General features: G+C 64.9%; 10 protein-coding genes and 1 riboswitch. Of the genes, 4 read left to right on the top strand and 6 right to left on the bottom strand.

Annotated features, from left to right (window positions below; all coding sequences use genetic code 11):
* Positions 1–53: 53 nt before the first annotated feature.
* Positions 54–2,303 (top strand): CHASE3 domain-containing protein, encoded by a 2,250-nt coding sequence (locus tag QOU61_RS20390; protein ID WP_289652996.1) that lies wholly within the window; start codon positions 54–56, stop codon positions 2,301–2,303.
* 371 nt (positions 2,304–2,674) lie between these two features.
* Here the strand turns inward: QOU61_RS20390 and QOU61_RS20395 are convergent, their stop codons facing one another.
* The 5 genes from QOU61_RS20395 to QOU61_RS20415 all read right to left on the bottom strand — a co-directional run bounded on the left by QOU61_RS20395 (position 2,675) and on the right by QOU61_RS20415 (position 9,908).
* Positions 2,675–2,974 carry a PilZ domain-containing protein gene (locus QOU61_RS20395; protein ID WP_289652997.1) on the bottom strand — a complete coding sequence of 100 codons (300 nt, stop codon included), beginning with the start codon at positions 2,972–2,974 and terminating at the stop codon, positions 2,675–2,677.
* Between the two features lie 173 nt (positions 2,975–3,147).
* The gene (locus QOU61_RS20400; protein WP_289652998.1) at positions 3,148–4,827 is read right to left on the bottom strand and encodes an ABC transporter ATP-binding protein/permease; all 1,680 of its coding nucleotides are present in this window, start codon (positions 4,825–4,827) and stop codon (positions 3,148–3,150) included.
* Positions 4,824–5,582 carry a siderophore-iron reductase FhuF gene (gene fhuF / locus QOU61_RS20405; RefSeq protein WP_289653000.1) on the bottom strand — a complete coding sequence of 253 codons (759 nt, stop codon included), beginning with the start codon at positions 5,580–5,582 and terminating at the stop codon, positions 4,824–4,826. Before fhuF ends, QOU61_RS20400 begins: the two co-directional genes overlap by 4 nt.
* Positions 5,583–5,603: 21 nt before the next feature.
* Positions 5,604–7,889, bottom strand: a complete 2,286-nt coding sequence (locus QOU61_RS20410; RefSeq protein WP_289653001.1) for a TonB-dependent siderophore receptor — start codon at positions 7,887–7,889, stop codon at positions 5,604–5,606.
* A gap of 248 nt (positions 7,890–8,137) precedes the next feature.
* Positions 8,138–8,339, bottom strand: a riboswitch (cobalamin riboswitch).
* Between the two features lie 84 nt (positions 8,340–8,423).
* Positions 8,424–9,908 carry a tetratricopeptide repeat protein gene (locus QOU61_RS20415; RefSeq protein ID WP_289653002.1) on the bottom strand — a complete coding sequence of 495 codons (1,485 nt, stop codon included), beginning with the start codon at positions 9,906–9,908 and terminating at the stop codon, positions 8,424–8,426.
* On the opposite strand from QOU61_RS20415, the gene QOU61_RS20420 reads away from it, so the two are divergent.
* The gene (locus QOU61_RS20420) at positions 9,907–10,092 is read left to right on the top strand and encodes a hypothetical protein (protein WP_289653003.1); all 186 of its coding nucleotides are present in this window, start codon (positions 9,907–9,909) and stop codon (positions 10,090–10,092) included. The two genes, QOU61_RS20415 and QOU61_RS20420, sit on opposite strands and share 2 nt — an antisense overlap.
* A gap of 45 nt (positions 10,093–10,137) precedes the next feature.
* Here QOU61_RS20420 and QOU61_RS20425 read toward each other — a convergent pair whose 3' ends face one another.
* Positions 10,138–11,037 (bottom strand): DMT family transporter, encoded by a 900-nt coding sequence (locus QOU61_RS20425; RefSeq protein WP_289653004.1) that lies wholly within the window; start codon positions 11,035–11,037, stop codon positions 10,138–10,140.
* 813 nt (positions 11,038–11,850) lie between these two features.
* On the opposite strand from QOU61_RS20425, the gene QOU61_RS20430 reads away from it, so the two are divergent.
* Positions 11,851–15,624: a vitamin B12-dependent ribonucleotide reductase gene (locus QOU61_RS20430; RefSeq protein ID WP_289653005.1), complete on the top strand. Its 3,774-nt coding sequence runs from the start codon at positions 11,851–11,853 to the stop codon at positions 15,622–15,624.
* Between the two features lie 172 nt (positions 15,625–15,796).
* Complete coding sequence (locus QOU61_RS20435) at positions 15,797–16,579, top strand: ImmA/IrrE family metallo-endopeptidase (RefSeq protein WP_289653006.1); 783 nt, start codon at positions 15,797–15,799, stop codon at positions 16,577–16,579.
* The last annotated feature ends 26 nt before the right edge of the window (positions 16,580–16,605 follow it).

Below are 16,605 nucleotides of genomic sequence, written 5' to 3' on the forward strand. Positions count from 1 at the left end.
AGCTCGCGGCTAGGTGGGGCGGACGTCAGATTTGCTCTATCTGCCGGAAAGCAATGCCCTCGCAGCGTGTTCTCCTCGGAATTGGCCTCGCCGTTCTTCTCATCATCAGTGCCGCCTCGATCGGTCTCGATGTGAAATCGCGTTCCGACGCCGAGCGGGTGAACCACACCCTCGGGGTACAGAAGAAAATTTCCGACCTCAGGCTTCTGGTCCGCCTCGCCGAAAGCGTCGGGCGCGGCTTCGTGCTTGCCAGCGACCCGAACTTCATCCGCGAATACCGCGAAGCCGTCGATCGGATCGCGCCAGCCTTCGCCGAGCTGAAGGAGCTGACGAAGGACAATCCGGCGCAGATCGACGTGCTCGATGCCACCGAGCCGCTGGTGCGCCGCAGGCTCGCGGTGACCGACGAGCTGGTGCGCCTGCAATCGGCCAACGACAAGGCTGGCATCGACGCGCTTTTGGGTCGGCGCGAGGGCCGCTCGCTGATGGAGACGGTGAACGCCAATTTCGATCGCCTGAGCGCCGAGGAAGAGCGGCTGCTCGCGATCCGCGCCGCCCGTTCGCAGCAAAGCGGCCAGATCCTGCTGGCGATCGACCTCTGCGGCGCGGCGCTGATCGTGCTGCTGGCGGGACTATTGATCCGCGGGGCGGGCCGCGAGCGGCGCCAGCTCACGACCTCGCTCAGCGCCTCGCAGGCTGCCAACGAGGCGCTCGAGGCGGCGGTTGCCGAGCGCACCGCGCATCTGGTGGCCGCCCACGAGGAACTGCGCAGCTCGATCGCCGTCCTGCAGAGCACATTCACCAGCATGGCCGAAGCGGTGCTCGTCATCGACACCACGGGCGAGGTGCTGCTCTCCAATCCGGCCGCCGAGCGCATGCTGCGCTACAGGTCCGGCATGAACGTGTCGAACCTGCAGTCGCTCAGCACGGTTTTTCGCAGCGATGGCTCGACCCCGATCACGCCGAACGAGATGCCCTCGGCGCGCGCGCTGCGCGGCGAGGAGTTCAACGAGATGGAGATACTGGTGCGGCCCGCCAGCGGCCGTGACCCGGTGCATCTGGTGATCAGCGGCCGGCCCCTGCGCGATGCCGCGGGGACGGTCGCAGGCGCCGCGCTGGTCTATCACGACTCCACCGCCTCGCGCGAAACCGAGCGCAAGCTGCAACAGGCGCAGAAGCTCGACGCGATCGGCAAGCTGACCGGCGGCGTGGCGCATGACTTCAACAACATGCTGACCGTCATCACCGGCACGTCGGAGACGCTGGTCGACGGCCTCAAGGACCGCCCCGACCTGCTGGCGGTCGCCAGACTGATCGACGACGCGGCCCAGCGCAGCGCCGATCTCGTCAAGCACCTGCTCGCCTTCGCCCGCAAGCAGCCGTTGCAGCCGCGCGACATCGACGTCAACGAGACGGTTGCGGATATCGCGAAACTCCTGCGCCCGACGCTCGGCCAGCAGATCGAGATCAGGACCGCGCTGGCGAAGCAGGAACTGGCCGCCCATATCGATCCGTCGCAGCTCGCCAATTCCATCCTCAACATGGCGATCAACGCGCGCGACGCGATGCCGAACGGCGGCAAGCTGCTGCTGGAGACCGAAAGCGTCGTGCTCGACGAGGCCTACGCGCAGGCCAATCCGGACGTCCGTCCCGGTCCTTACGTGATGCTCGCGGTCAGCGACACCGGCAGCGGCATGCCACAGGTCGTGCTGGAGAAAGCCTTCGATCCGTTCTTCACCACCAAGGAAGCCGGCAAGGGAAGCGGCCTCGGCCTCTCCATGGTCTATGGCTTCGTGAAGCAGTCGGATGGGCACATCAAGATCTACAGCGAGCCGGGCCACGGCACCACGATCCGGCTCTATCTGCCGCCGGCGCACGCGCGGCCCGAGCACGTGCCCCTCGCCGCAGCGCCGGTCACCGGCGGCAGCGAGACCATCCTGGTGGTCGAGGACGATGCGATGGTGCGCAATTTCGTCGCCGCCCAGCTGCAAAGCCTCGGCTACAAGACCATCGCCGCCGCCGACGGCCGCTCGGCGCTGGCGCTCCTCGACAAAGGCGAGCGGTTCGATCTCCTGTTCACCGACGTGATCATGCCGGGCGGCATGAGCGGACGCGACCTCGCGCAGACCGTAACAACGCTGCGGCCGGGCACCGCCGTGCTCTACACCTCAGGCTATACCGACAACGCCATCGTGCATCACGGCCGCCTCGACGAAGGCGTGCTGCTGCTCGCAAAACCCTATCGCAAGCCGGAGCTGGCGCGCATGGTGCGCCTGGCGCTGCAAGCGGGACGAACGGCGTGACATGACCTCGACGCCAGGCTGTCGAAGCGGACGCAAATCGGCGCGTGCGTGCGCGATCGTCTGAGCTTACCCGAATGATCTCGCGACATTGGAAAGCACAGTCACGGTCGCCCGCGTCAAGCGAGCATCGTTGTATTGCTCATCCAGGAAATGAAGCACAAGGAGAGCAACCGCAAGGCGGATCATGACTCTCATGTCTGATACTCTAGCGAAACGGGATTGACCTTTCCTTTTGGTCCCTGCCGGCGCGCCGGCCTACAGCATGATCCGGAAAAGTGTGGAGCGGTTTTCCGAAAAGATCATGCTCAATCAAAAATCTAAAGCGCGATGGCGATCCAACCTGATCCCCCTGCGCTTTAGCTTGTCTCGGCCTAACTTGTCCTGGCCCGCGTCTGCCCCGGTTGCAGGAACGCGACGCCCATCTGGTCGCCGTTCAGCCACACCAGCTGGCAGCGGCGGTAGGCGAGGCCCGTCGAGGACAGCGCCAGAAAAAACTCGTTGACGGGCAAGCCCTGAACGGTGCCGTCGATGGTCAGCTTGGCGCCGGTTTGCGACACGTCCTCCATGATGCAGGTGCGCTGCCACGTTCCGTCGATCGCCATCATGCGGCACGTGACGCCGCGCTCAAACCTGACGCGATTGGTGCGTCGCTTTTCCCCAGAAGATCCCATGAGCTATCCGTCGCGGCGACGTGAAAGCGCGCCGTGCTTGAAATCAATGCACGACTACTGAAATTGCCACACCAATGTACCTCGGCAGCATTTAAGTTTGTGTTACTGGCCACGCGGCGCCGAGGGCCTGCTGACGTCGTCCCGGAGAGGGGCGGCACGGCACCCCGCTATGCTCAGATCGCGATGGAGCGATCGTAGAGGTCGCGCAGCGCCTCGTCATGCGTTGCCGACAGGACCGCGGCCCTCGGCAGGCGATGGCGGATCATGCGGTGCAACGCGCGCGCGCCTTGCTCGTCGATGGCCGAGGTCGCCTCGTCGAGCAGCAGCAGATCCGGCGCGACAAGCAGGACCCTTGCCAGCGACAGGCGCTGCTTCTCGCCTTCGGAAAGCACCTTGTCCCACGCATCGGCCACGTCGAGACAGGGCTTCAGCCGCGACAGCCCGACCGCATCGAGAGCCTCGTGCAGATGCTTGTCGCCGACCGCGCCGGCAGGCGCGGGATAGCTGAGCGCGCGGCGCAGCGAGCCAAGCGGAATATAGGGTCGTTGCGGCAGGGCGAGCAGATGATCGCTCGCATGCGCCACCGTTCCGCTGGCGCGCGGCCAGATACCTGCCAGACGGCGCAGCAGGCTCGTCTTGCCGGCGCCGGAAGCGCCGGTCAGCAGCACCGCCTCGCCGGCAGCCAGCGCAAGCTCCTTGAGGCCGGCAATCGGCCGGCCGGCCTGATCGTTGACGGCGAGATCCCTGACCAGCAGGGCCTCCTTCGCTGGCGGAGACGCCGGCTGACCGGACCGTTCGGCCGCGGCGATCGCACGCTCGAATTGCGACAGGCGCTGAACCGTCGCTGCCAGTTCGGCGATTTTCAGGTAGGAGCTGATGAAATAGGAAAAGGCATCGCGGACCTCGTTGAAGGCGGAGCCCGACTGCATCAGCGCGCCGAGCTGCATGCTGCCGGCAAAGAACAGCGGCGACGCCACCAGGTAGGGAAAGTAGAGCGAGAAGTGTCGATAGGTCGTCGCGAACAGCAGAACGAATTGCTGCCAGCGCATCAGCCGGTGCCAGTTCTGCGCAATCTCCGAAAACAGCGCCAGCAATTGGTGCCGTTCGGAGGCCTCGCCCCGCAGCAGCGCGACGGCTTCCGAATTCTCCCGGACGCGCACCAGCGCAAAGCGAAAATCGGCCTCCCGCCGTTGCTGCTCGAAATCGGTCGGAATGAGGCGCCGGCCGATCCAGTGCGTGACGATGCTGCCGACCAGCGCGTAGAGCAGCGCGGCCCAAACCAGATAGCCCGGGACGGCGTATGCGTTTCCGAACAGCTGCAAGGGCACGAGGTTCGAAAGTGTCCACAGCACCGCAACGAAGGAGAACAGCCTCGCGATCGCGCCGATCAGACCGACGGCAAGCGAGAGTGCATCGTCGATGAATTGCCTGACGTCTTCGGCGATGCGCTGGTCGGGATTGTCGACATCACCGCCTGCGATCATCGCCCGGTAGTGCACCGGCCCGTTTAGCCACCTCTCGAGATAATGCGTCGTGAGCCAGCGGCGCCAGCGAATGGTCAGCCATTGCGTCAGATAGCGCTGGTACACGGTGGCCAGCACGAAGAACACGCCGATGCCGCAATAGACGCCGAACTGGGTCATGAAGCCGGCCCAGTCCCTGTCCTGCAGCGTCTGGAAGAAGGCGTTGCGCCAATAGTTGGTCGCAACGGCCGTGCCGACCAGGACGAGCTGGACGGCGATTGCGCCCGCCAGCAATGCGGTCGCGCTCCGGCGCTCCTCGGACCGGAAATAGGCGGCCGCGATGCGGGCGGCATCCCGAAAGGAACTCTGCAACGAAGGGATATCGTTCAAGGGATCGTTCTTTCCTGGCGAGAAGGAGCGCGTGCTTCCTCGATGGGACACGCCTTGCAGAAGCGGCGATCGGGCAGGAGATATTGCAGGCAGCAGACGCGCCGCCGGCGAACGGCCGCCCCGCCCTGCTCCGATGCGTAGTGGACCGCATCGAACAGGGGATTGGGCTCGCCGGGCCAGTCGGGCTCATCCAGGATGCGCTGCGCCTGCGCGAGCCGCTCCGATGGTCCCGACACCGCCTCGATCCGGCGCAGCATCGCTTCGAAGGTGTTGCCGACATTGCTCCAGAACACGCGGCGGGTGACGTCGGTCCGCGCGCACCACATCTCGATCAACGGCGCGAAATGGTCGAAGACGAGCGGCTTGAGGCGACGGAAGGGATCGGCGAGGCCCCATGTGTCCGTCGTCTCGCTGATCCTTATCGCGTCGATGCGCCCGTCCTCGGCGAGGATGAAGCGCGTTGCCGCGAGATCCACGCCGACGGACTGTCCGAGCAGGATATCGGCGAGCAGCACCGGCGGGATGAAGGCGTTGAGATACCATTTCATCCAGATCGAGTGGACGGCGCGCGGATCGAAGGCGTCAAACCGGCGTGCAAAGCGATCCTCGATCGCCTTGCGCATCGCGGTATCCAGAAGCTCGTCCGCCCCGACGGACCGGCGCTGATCCCGCTGCCCGACGAGGCGGCCGCCGAACGCGGCATAGCCGCCGACGGCAAGCCGGTCGATCGCGTCGCAAACCTCGTCCGGCGTCACGCGTTCCTCACCCTGCCAACATCACCAGCGGGCCCGCAGCGTCCCGATGATGTTGCGGCCGGGACCGTAGTAGCAGTTGAACTGATCGTCGCAGGAGCCGACGTAGCGGGTATCCATGAGGTTCTTGACGTTCAGCGCCACATCCCATTTCGCCAGCGTCGGCGACAGCGCGCCCAGCTCGTAGCGCGCCGTGAGGTCGTACAGGGTGAACGACGGCACAGGCAGGGTGTTGAGCGCATCGACCGCCTGATCGCCGACGAAGCGCACGCCGCCGCCCAGCGTCACCCCGCGCATAACGCCTTCGGCGAAGCGGTAGGTGGTCCACAGCGACGCCTGGTTCATGGGAATGCCGACCGGATGCTTGCCCACGCCGCCGATGGTGTTGGTCGCGATTACCTTCGCATCGAGATAGGTATAGGCCGCGCTGACGTTGAAGCCATAGAGCCGCGTCGTCTTCAGCTCGACCTCGCCGCCCTGGCTCCGTACGGAGCTCGTCTGCACCGCAAAGCCGGGATGCGAGAGGTCGTTCGTCAGCACGTCGTACTGCGTGATGTCGAAAACGGCCGCGGTCAGCAGCAGGTCGAGGCCGGGCGGCATGTACTTGATACCGACCTCCTTCTGGTCGCCGGTTACGGGAATGAAGGCACGACCGAAAAAGTCCGTTCCAGAGGTCGGCGTAAAGGTCTGCGAATAGCTCGCATAGGGCGCAACGCCGTTGCTGAAATTGTAGATCAGGCCGCCGTTGTAGGTGAGGCCATGATCGGGCTGCAGCGTCCATGGCGGGTTGGAGAGCACGCCGGTCGTCGTGTTGAGCGTGCGCGTCTTCTGGTCCTGCTCAAGGTTGTCATAACGCACACCGGCGAGGACCGACAGGCGGCCGATCTCGGTGCGGTCCTGGATGTAAGTGCCGAACTGGCGCTGATCCTGGTAGCGGTTCGTGGTGATGATCGGGGTCGGCACCGGCGTTCCGTAGGCCGGGCTATAGAAATTGAAGTTGGTGGCGGCCGCCGTGCCCGTCCCCTGGTAGTTGGGCACGGCCGAATAATCGACGCCGAACAGCACGTGATGGCGCAACATCCCGTTATCGAAATCCGCCTTGAGACGGTTGTCGATCTGATACATGTCGATCTGGAAGGTCTGGTTGGCGGCCATCCGCGCAGTGGTCGTGGTGCTTGCCGACGCCCTGCTCTGCACCTCGTTCAAATTGATGTCGATATTCTGGTAATAGAAGTTCTGCTGGAACGAGAAGACCTCGTTCATCTGGTGCTTGAACTCGTAGCCGATGCGGGCCTGCTGCACGGATGTGTCGTGAAAGCCGGGCTCGCCGAGGAAGAGATTGCGCGAGATGAACTGACCGGTCGGGCCCGGCACGACTGCCCCCTGATAGGGCAGCGGCTGCAGCACGGTGACGTGGGGATCGTACTGATAGGCCGCGAGGATCGTCAGGCTGGTGTCCTCGTTGCGCCAGGTGAAGGACGGCGCGAAATAGGCGCGCTCGTTCCGGGTGAAATCGATTTCGCCGTCGCCGAACCTGCCGACGCCGACCACGCGATAGAGCAGCGAACGATCCGACGTGACCGGACCGCCGACGTCGAACGCGCCTTCCATCGTGTTGCGCAGGCCGAACCGTAGCAGCGCCTCGCCGAACGCCTGGTCGGTGGGCCGCTTGCTGGTGATGTCCCAGAGGCCGCCGGGACTGCCCTGCCCGTACAGCGTCGCCGCCGGTCCCTTCAGCACGTCGATGCGCTCGAACCCATAAGGCTCCAGCCCGTAATTGTTGACGTTGAGCCTGAGCCCGTCGAGGAATTGCAGCGCCTGAAATCCCCGGATCGACACGAAGTCGCGCGTGAACTGGCCCTCGCGGAAATAGCTGCTGACGCCCGCGGTATATTGCAGCGCCTCGCGCACGCTCTGGGCGTCGCGGTCGGCGATCTCCTGTTGCGTCACCGTCGAGACCGAGCGCGGCAGCTGGAGAATGGGTGTTGCGACCTTGGCGCCGGCCGTGGTGGTTTGCGCGAAATAACCTTCAATGCCGTCACGTGGCAGGCTCGCGGCATTTTCGGCTGGCGCGATCGGCGCGGGATTGGCGTGCGAGCGTGCCGCCCTCGCCGTCCGCCGCGCCGCATTGCGCGGCCTTGCGCCGGGATCGGCCGCGGAACGCGGCGTGGCCTGCCCCGGCTGCACGACAACAGGCGGCAGCGTCGGATCGGGCCGGGCCTGCTGAGCTTCGGCCGACCCGCCCGCCGCGATCGCGCCGATCAGTGCGACCGCAACCGCGGTCCCAACCCGTGAAAAATCTCCACCCACACAACTTGAATGAATTCGCAACAAAACAACCCCCATCGCGCGAATGACGGTGAACACGCACGCCCCTATGGGCGCGCGCATCACCGCGCACGACGCCGGCACGGCCTACGGCAGCTCTTTCAATGGCAAAACCGAACGGACCCCACGGCAACGTGACACGTCACCGCGACAAACCCTCCACGAGAGCGCCCGAAGGTCTCTCAAGCTGAAGAGTTTCGCTTCGGCTCACCCCGTCCGATGCGTCTCGCCCGTGACCACGACTGACGGCAGGTCTCCTGGCTCGCGGGTCACCGCCTCGTGGTCGCCTTCCCAGATCCAAGGGGATCCAGTGGCCAATGACACGAGGCTCGCCGCTTACAGTTGCGGGGGCAGCTGCGGCGTTGGGAAAATTCCCGCACCGCATTCCCTTTTCATCTCGAAAAAACGAGAACCGTCGAGGATCACCCTAGGTTTGCGAAGCGCTCACTGTCAAGCAGCGCGACAGTCGCGCTTGTGCGCAGCACCTGGTGCTGTGGCGAAATGTCCCGTCGCCCGCTACTCCTTGGATGCGCTGGCTTCCTTCGGCGCCGCTGCCGCCTTCGCCTGCTCGGCATGCACGAGGTTTTCGCCGGCGACCTCGTTCTTGGCGTCGGCCAGCGTCGCGGCGCGAAACTCGGCGATGGCCTCGTCGAGCTTGCCCTCGTCGCGAAAGACCAGGCCGAGATTGTTGTGCGCCCAGCTATAGGTGGGATCGATCGAGATCGCCTCGCGGTATTCCGCGATCGCCGGATTGACGTCGCCGCCGGCACCGGCCTTGTCCTTGAGCACGTCGCCGACGCTGACATGCAGCGTCGCGACCTGCCTCTTGTCCTTGGTGCTTTCGAGCGCGGCGCGGTATTCGGCCAGCGCGCCGTCGAGATCGCGCTGCCTGCGTAGCGCCGCGGCGAGATTCCAGTGGGCGTGGACATATTTCGGATCGAGCAGCAGCGCCTTGTGGTATTCGGCGATCGCGGCGACAACCTCGTTGCGGCGCGCCAGCGCAATGCCAAGATTGTTGTAGGGCAGCGGATAGCGCGGATCGACCGCGATGGCCTGGCGATAGGCGTCGACGGCGCCGTCAAGGTTGCCGTGGGGGCCCGCCTTCTCGGCGAGCGCGACGCCGATATTGTTGTAGGCGGTGGCCGAGCGCGGATTGATGCCCAGCACGCGGCGGAACTGCACCATGGCGTCGTCGAACCGGCCCTGGCGCTGCAAGGCGAGGCCCAGCTGGTTGTGCGGCTGCGGATTGCTCCAGTTCAGGCTGATCGCCTTGCGGTACATGCCTTCGGCCTGCGCGAACTCGCCGCGATCGAGCAGGTCGTTGCCCTTGAGCATGTAGGCCCATTGCACGTTGACGTCGTTTTCCTCGAAGCGGGCGATGATGTCGTCGGCCCTCATCAGGCTCTGCTGCCGGTGATCGCGGAACAGCACGACCGCGTTCACGGAGGGCTTGATCGTTTCCATGATGGCGGGCGCGGCCTTCATCATCAGTTCGTCCGGATTGTCGGACTCGAATCCGCTGGAGAACACCTGCCTGCCGTCGACCCGCACGCGCAGTGCGTATTTTTCACGGAAAACCAGCTCGCCCGAGATCGCAGCGCCATTGCGGTAATGCAGCACGCTGCGGATCGAGGACACGATGGCGTTGAGCGACAGCCCGATGGTCGGCACGACGAAATCGGGCATCTCGTCGCGCGCATAGATGTTGAGGTCGAGGTTGGAGTTGAAGTTCGCCTTGTCGGAGAGCGCGATGCTGTTGTTGACGCTGCCATAGCCGTTGATCGCGTCGCGCAGGCGGTGGCTCGCCACTTCCGGCGTGTAGCCGGCCTCCGCCAGCGCGGCAGGCACCGAGATCGGCTCGATGGTGACGACGTCGCGGGCAAGATCCCGCACGATCAGCCCGCAGATCACGGCGGCAACCGCGATCCAGGTCAGCGCCAGCAGGTTGCTGATCGTGGCAAATTGCGCGATCCAGCCGAGCATCGCGACGAAGCGCGACATGAAATTCGACCACCGGGAAGCTGCTTCCGCCATCGCCGGTCTCCGCCGGTTGCAACGGGTTTATACTGCAATCCTAGAGCATGATCCGGAAAGTGTGCAGCGGTTTTCCGAAAAGATCATGCTCAATCAAAAATGCTCGGCGCCGCTGCGCGAGCTTACGGTAGCAGACACCCCTTGCGTGTGAAGCAGCCCACATCACCGCCGCGGAATTGAGCGGGAACCTCGGCCCTCAGCGGATCGCGAGCGCGACGCCGGCGAGCGTGAAGACCAGCGCGGCGATCTGGACCACGCCCAGCGGCTCGTGCAGCGTGACCGCGGAGGCCACGACGCCGATCACCGGCACCGCCATGGTGCCGATCGCGGCCACCGATGCCGGCAGCCGGGCGAGCGCCGCAAACCAGCTCACAAAGCAGATGCAGAACTGCACCACGACGGCATAGATCAGGAGCACCCAGCCGAGCGGGGTCACCGCGTTCCACTGCGGGTGCTCGATGATCGGCCCGATGATCGCAACCGGCAGGCAGCCGAGCCCGACCTGCCAGGCGGCGGCGGGAAGCGGCGACAGCTTGATCGGCAGCTTCTTGGAAAGCACCGTGCCGAACGCAAAGCCGATCGCCCCGCAAAGGGCCAGGATCGTGCCGGGCAGTTTCGCCTGGTTGGCCGAGATGCCGCTGCCGCCCATGATGACGGCAAGCCCGGTGAGGGCCATCAGGAGCGCGATGGTGCGCGCGAGCGTCGGCCGCTCGCCCAGCACAGGCCAGGCGATCAGCGCCGCCCAGACCGGCATGGTGTAGGCGATCAGCGCGGCCTCGCTCGCCGGCAGCCAGAGCAGCGCGAGCCCCACCAGCACCATCCAGGCGGTGACATTGAGGAGGGCCGCCAGCAGCAGCCGCGGCCAGACCTCGGCCGGCACCTTCAGGCTCTCGCCGCGCACGAGTGCCAGCAGCGCAAGCAGTGCGGCACCCGCAGCGCCCGTCCCGCCGCGCAGCGTCAGCGGCGGCACCTCGCCGATCAGAAACTTGGTGACGGGCCAGTTCAAGCCCCAGCCGATCGAGGTGATGGCGAGGAAGATCAGGCCGGCGGGCGCAAGCCGCGCCCGCTGCGACGGTGCCTTTGATGATTCTGTCATGAAGCCGGCAGTCGGGGTGGAATCAGGGGCACATTGCCGGGTCGTGGCGGCCTGCACCACGCACGCACCGGTATAGCAGCCCCCAGCATGCCCGTAGGCCTACGTGAGTCTCCCCGGCGCAAGGCGGAAACGGCGAATAAAAGCTGGCCTGTGAACAGCGGGGCGAAGCTCTGATCCACACCGCCGCGCGAATTTTTTCCGCTTCCGAATCTCTGAGGACTCACTGATACTTGAGCCCATCACAGGCGCGGCATTGCCCCCTGTTATCCCACCCTTTCCACCATATTTAGTGTTTGATTCAGAAACTCGTACTAGTTCTTGACGGGCGTAACGGAGATGTCCTAGCTTTCCCTCTGTTCGGCGCGAGTGTGTTTGGGTCCCGCCGGTCGCTCCCAAAAGGGTTCCAGATTAACCACTCCGCTGGCCGGACAAGGCCTCGGGTGAAGGGCGTGTCTGCCCAAAATCCAGGGATTTTCGGGGCGCCAAAATGGGCCGAACGGCCCGCTCGGGGAAGGGCCGGAACCGGCCCGACTTCGTGTGTCGCGTGACGCGTTGGGGCGTTGAACGCATGGCCTGATTTGCCCGCGAGGAAACTTGGGGCGCGTGGCGATCAGGGCGTGCCGGACCGAAGGGCGATGCCTGCATCGCCCTCACGTCCAGAGAAACAGGGCCGGAACCACCGGCTTTTGGAACCGCGGAGGCTTCGAAGCCGCTTGAGGGCGCCTGCCCTTTTGGGTTCGAGGGTTTCGCTCAAGGGAACAACAGCCGGGGCGCGGGTAGGCGTTCTGGCCAAAAAAGAGACGGGGCACGACTATGCGAATCGAACGACGCCACACCAAAGCCGGCCAATCACCCTATGCCGGCATCGATTTCAGATTGACGACATCGGAGATCCGCAACCCCGACGGCTCGGTGGTGTTTCGCGCTGAAAACGTCGAGATCCCCGAGGTCTGGTCGCAGGTCGCCTCCGACGTGCTGGCCCAGAAATACTTCCGCAAAGCCGGCGTCGCCGCCAGGCTGAAGAAAGTCGAGGAGGAGACGGTCCCCTCCTTCCTGTGGCGCGCGGTGCCGGACGCCGAGGCGCTGAGCCTGCTGCCCGAGAAGGAACGCTATGTCGGCGAGACCTCGGCCAAGCAGGTGTTCGATCGCCTTGCCGGCTGCTGGACCTATTGGGGCTGGAAGGGCGGCTATTTCTCTTCGGAAGAAGACGCGCAGGCCTTCTTCGACGAGCTGCGCTACATGCTGGCGAAGCAAATGGTGGCGCCGAACTCGCCGCAATGGTTCAACACCGGGCTGCACTGGGCCTATGGCGTCGACGGCCCCGGCCAGGGCCACTATTACGTCGACTGGAAGACCGGCAAGCTGACGAAATCCAAGTCGGCCTATGAGCATCCGCAGCCGCACGCCTGCTTCATCCAGGGCATCGAGGACGACCTCGTCAACGAGGGCGGCATCATGGACCTCTGGGTGCGCGAGGCGCGCCTGTTCAAATATGGCTCCGGCACCGGCTCGAACTTCTCGCGCCTGCGCGGCGAAGGCGAGCGCCTGTCCGGCGGTGGCCGCTCGTCGGGCCTGATGAGCTTCCTCAAGATCGGCGACCGCGCCGCCGGCGCGATCAAGTCGGGCGGCACCACGCGCCGCGCCGCCAAGATGGTCGTGGTCGACGTCGATCACCCCGACATCGAGACCTATATCGACTGGAAGGTGAAGGAGGAGCAGAAGGTCGCAGCGCTCGTGACCGGCTCCAAGATCAACCAGAAGCACCTCAAGGCCGTGATGAAGGCCTGCGTCAACTGCGAGGGTTCTGGCGACGACTGCTTCGATCCCGAGAAGAACCCGGCGCTCCGCCGCGAGATCAAGCTGGCGCGCCGCTCGCTGGTGCCCGACAACTACATCAAGCGGGTGATCCAGTTCGCCAAGCAGGGCTACAAGGACATCCAGTTCGACATCTACGACACCGACTGGGATTCGGAAGCCTACCTCACGGTGTCAGGCCAGAACTCCAACAACTCGGTCTCGCTGAAGGACGACTTCCTGCGCGCGGTGGAGACCGACGGCGAGTGGAGCCTGATCGGCCGCACCACCAAGAAGGTGACGAAGACGCTGAAGGCCCGCGACCTCTGGGAGAAGATCGGCTACGCCGCCTGGGCGTCCGCCGATCCGGGCCTGCACTTCAACACCACGATGAACGACTGGCACACCTGCAAGGCGTCCGGCGACATCCGCGCGTCCAATCCGTGCTCGGAATACATGTTCCTGGACGACACGGCGTGCAATCTGGCCTCTGCCAACCTGCTGACCTTCTACGACACCACGACCAAGCACTTCGACGTGGAGTCCTACGAGCATCTCTGCCGGCTGTGGACGCTGGTGCTCGAGATCTCCGTGATGATGGCGCAGTTCCCCTCCAAGGCGATCGCCGAGCTCTCCTACGAGTTCCGCACGCTGGGGCTCGGCTTTGCCAATATCGGCGGCCTCTTGATGACCATGGGGCTTCCTTACGACAGCAAGGAAGGCCGCGCGCTCTGCGGCACGCTGACCTCGATCATGACCGGCATCGCCTACAAGACCTCGGCCGAGATGGCGGCTGAACTGGGCACCTTCCCCGGCTACAAGAAGAACGCGGCGCACATGCTGCGGGTGATCCGCAACCACCGCCGCGCCGCGCACGGCCAGGCCTCCGGCTACGAGGCGCTGTCCGTCAACCCGGTGCCGCTCGACCACGCCTCCTGCCCGCAACCCGCCCTCGTCGCGCATGCGACCAAGGCCTGGGACGAGGCGCTGGAGCTTGGCGAGAAGAACGGCTACCGCAACGCGCAGACCACGGTGGTCGCGCCGACCGGCACGATCGGGCTCGTGATGGACTGCGACACCACGGGCATCGAGCCGGACTTCGCGCTGGTGAAGTTCAAGAAGCTCGCCGGCGGCGGCTACTTCAAGATCATCAACCGCGCGGTCCCCGAGGCGCTGCGCGCGCTCGGCTATCGCGAGAGCGAGATCGCGGAGATCGAGGCCTATGCCGTCGGCCACGGTTCGCTCTCCAACGCGCCGGCCGTCAACGCCTCCACCTTGAAAGCAAAGGGCTTCACCGATGAGGCCATCGCGAAGGTGGAAAAGGCGCTGCCGACCGCCTTCGACATCAAGTTCGCCTTCAACAAGTGGACTTTCGGCGAGGACTTCATCCGCGACCAGCTCGGCATCGGCGCGGAAGCCATTGCCGCGCCGAACTTCGACCTGCTCGCGGCGGTCGGCTTCACCAAGCGCGAGATCGAGGCGGCCAACGTCCACATCTGCGGCGCCATGACGGTGGAAGGCGCGCCGCATCTTAGGCCTGAGCACTATCCGGTGTTCGACTGCGCCAACCCCTGCGGCAAGATCGGCAAGCGCTATCTGTCGGTGGAAAGCCACATCCGCATGATGGCGGCGTCGCAGCCCTTCATCTCGGGCGCGATCTCGAAGACCATCAACATGCCGAACGACGCCACGGTCGAGGACTGCAAGTCCGCCTACCTCTTGTCCTGGAAGCTGGCGCTGAAGGCCAACGCGCTCTACCGCGACGGCTCGAAGCTCTCGCAGCCGCTCAACTCGCAGCTCATCGCCGACGATGAGGACGAGGACGATGCGGTCGAGCAACTCTACGACAAGCCGATGGCTGCGCGGGCGACGCAGGTCTCCGAGAAGATCGTGGAGAAGCTCGTCGAGCGCATCATCGTGATGCGCGAGCGCGAGAAGATGCCGGATCGCCGCAAGGGCTACACCCAGAAGGCCGTGGTCGGCGGACACAAGGTCTACTTGCGCACCGGCGAATATGACGACGGCCGCCTCGGCGAGATCTTCATCGACATGCACAAGGAAGGCGCCGCACTTCGCTCCTTCATCAACAACTTCGCGATCGCGGTCTCGCTCGGCCTGCAATACGGCGTGCCGCTCGATGAATATGTCGACGCCTTCACCTTCACCCGCTTCGAGCCGGCGGGCCCGGTGCAGGGTAACGACAGCATCAAGTACGCGACCTCGATCCTGGACTATGTGTTCCGCGAGCTCGCGGTGAGCTACCTGTCGCGCTTCGACCTCGCCCATGTCGATCCGACCGAGAGTAGCTTCGACGCGCTCGGCAAGGGCGTCGAGGAAGGCAAGGAGCCGGACGACACGCATGGCAGCCACCAGGCCATCAAGTACCTGTCGAAGGGCCTGACGCGCTCGCGCACCGACAACCTCGTGGTCATGCGCGGCGGCTCGGCGGCGGTCTCCTCCGGCTCGGACTCCGCGCCCGCGGGCGGCTCGCGCGTCACCGCGCTGTCGCAGCACGGGGCCACCAACCGCGCCGGCGATGCGGCCGAGGGCGCGGTTGCGCTCAAGCAGGAGTCGAGCCACGACCTCTCGCCGACCGAGAAGCTCGAGGCGCTGCAATGGAGCAAGGCGGGCGCCGCCGCAGCCGCCGCGCCCTCCAAGGCCGAGCGCCGGGCTGAGGCGAAAGCCAAAGGCTACGAAGGCGAGATGTGCTCCGAGTGCGGCAACTTCACCTTGGTGCGCAACGGCACCTGCATGAAGTGCGATACGTGCGGGTCGACGACGGGGTGTTCGTGAGAGCAACCGCGTGGGGGCGTGGATCTAGCTCACACGAAAGAAAGCCCGCGACCTAAACCAAAATAAGACCGCGAGCAGCGAAACCCCACAGAAATGCGGGGTTTCGCTTACCGGCCGAGGCGGGATAGCAAAAAATGAACCGCAGGGGGTCTATTTTGAAACGGGGCAATTGATGTCGACTGACGACTATCTAGTTGATCCTTTGCGGGATCCTGAAGTGCGCGGGCACGCTAAGACCCTTCGCCGCTCCTTGGGCTGGGGCGACCTCGAGCGAGTTGACCCTCTCTTCCTCGAAACGGCGACCGAGATATGGACGGTCCGCGGGAAAAAGCCATTCAAGCTCGAAACCGTGTCGGACAACCAGCTGCCCGGCGATTCAGGACTTACGACGTATGACGGCACGCGCATCGTCGTAAAAATTCCGAGACGCATTCGGCACAGGGCGTTCATGGGCGATGGATACGCGAGATACACGATTGCCCATGAGCTTGGCCATTCGACGCTTCATCTGGACAAGCTGATGCAGGGAGCCGCCCTGCCCCGGCGTCAGGCTGGCAATGCAACCTCCTTATGGATACCGAAGTTCAAGTCCGCCGAACACCAGGCCATGGTCTTCGGAGCGGGATTCCTCATCAACGACGAAACGGCCCGGCGGCTCGCCTCACCGGAAGAGGTGTCCGTGCAGGCTGGCGTCAGTCTGCAGGCCGCCCGCATCTATTTCGAGCAGGTGCAGGAAGAACTGGAGCGGCCCGCCGCTTCGAAACGGGTCCAGCGGATAGCCGACGAGGTGCGCGCGGCCCTTGCTCCGAAGACCGCATCGCCGGCGCCTTCCTTCCTGAGCGAACCGTGCTCCTGCTGTGGGCAGCAAACGCTCTTCCCGGTGGGACACAAGTTCATGTGCGCGGCCTGCGATACCGTCTACGACCGCTTCCAGGACGGCGATCAGGTGCAGTAGTCCGGCTATCACTATGATCGCCGGAA

It is taken from the genome of Bradyrhizobium sp. NP1 (assembly GCF_030378205.1).
Taxonomy (GTDB): domain Bacteria; phylum Pseudomonadota; class Alphaproteobacteria; order Rhizobiales; family Xanthobacteraceae; genus Bradyrhizobium.

What these genes read in the sequence shown, in the direction of transcription:
- QOU61_RS20420 (WP_289653003.1), top strand. Translation starts at nt 9,907, where the DNA reads ATGAAATTCGACCACCGGGAAGCTGCTTCCGCCATCGCCGGTCTCCGC.
- QOU61_RS20415 (WP_289653002.1), bottom strand. Translation starts at nt 9,908, where the DNA reads ATGTCGCGCTTCGTCGCGATGCTCGGCTGGATCGCGCAATTTGCCACG.
- QOU61_RS20395 (WP_289652997.1), bottom strand. Translation starts at nt 2,974, where the DNA reads ATGGGATCTTCTGGGGAAAAGCGACGCACCAATCGCGTCAGGTTTGAG.
- QOU61_RS20430 (WP_289653005.1), top strand. Translation starts at nt 11,851, where the DNA reads ATGCGAATCGAACGACGCCACACCAAAGCCGGCCAATCACCCTATGCC.
- QOU61_RS20435 (WP_289653006.1), top strand. Translation starts at nt 15,797, where the DNA reads ATGTCGACTGACGACTATCTAGTTGATCCTTTGCGGGATCCTGAAGTG.
- QOU61_RS20425 (WP_289653004.1), bottom strand. Translation starts at nt 11,037, where the DNA reads ATGACAGAATCATCAAAGGCACCGTCGCAGCGGGCGCGGCTTGCGCCC.
- QOU61_RS20390 (WP_289652996.1), top strand. Translation starts at nt 54, where the DNA reads ATGCCCTCGCAGCGTGTTCTCCTCGGAATTGGCCTCGCCGTTCTTCTC.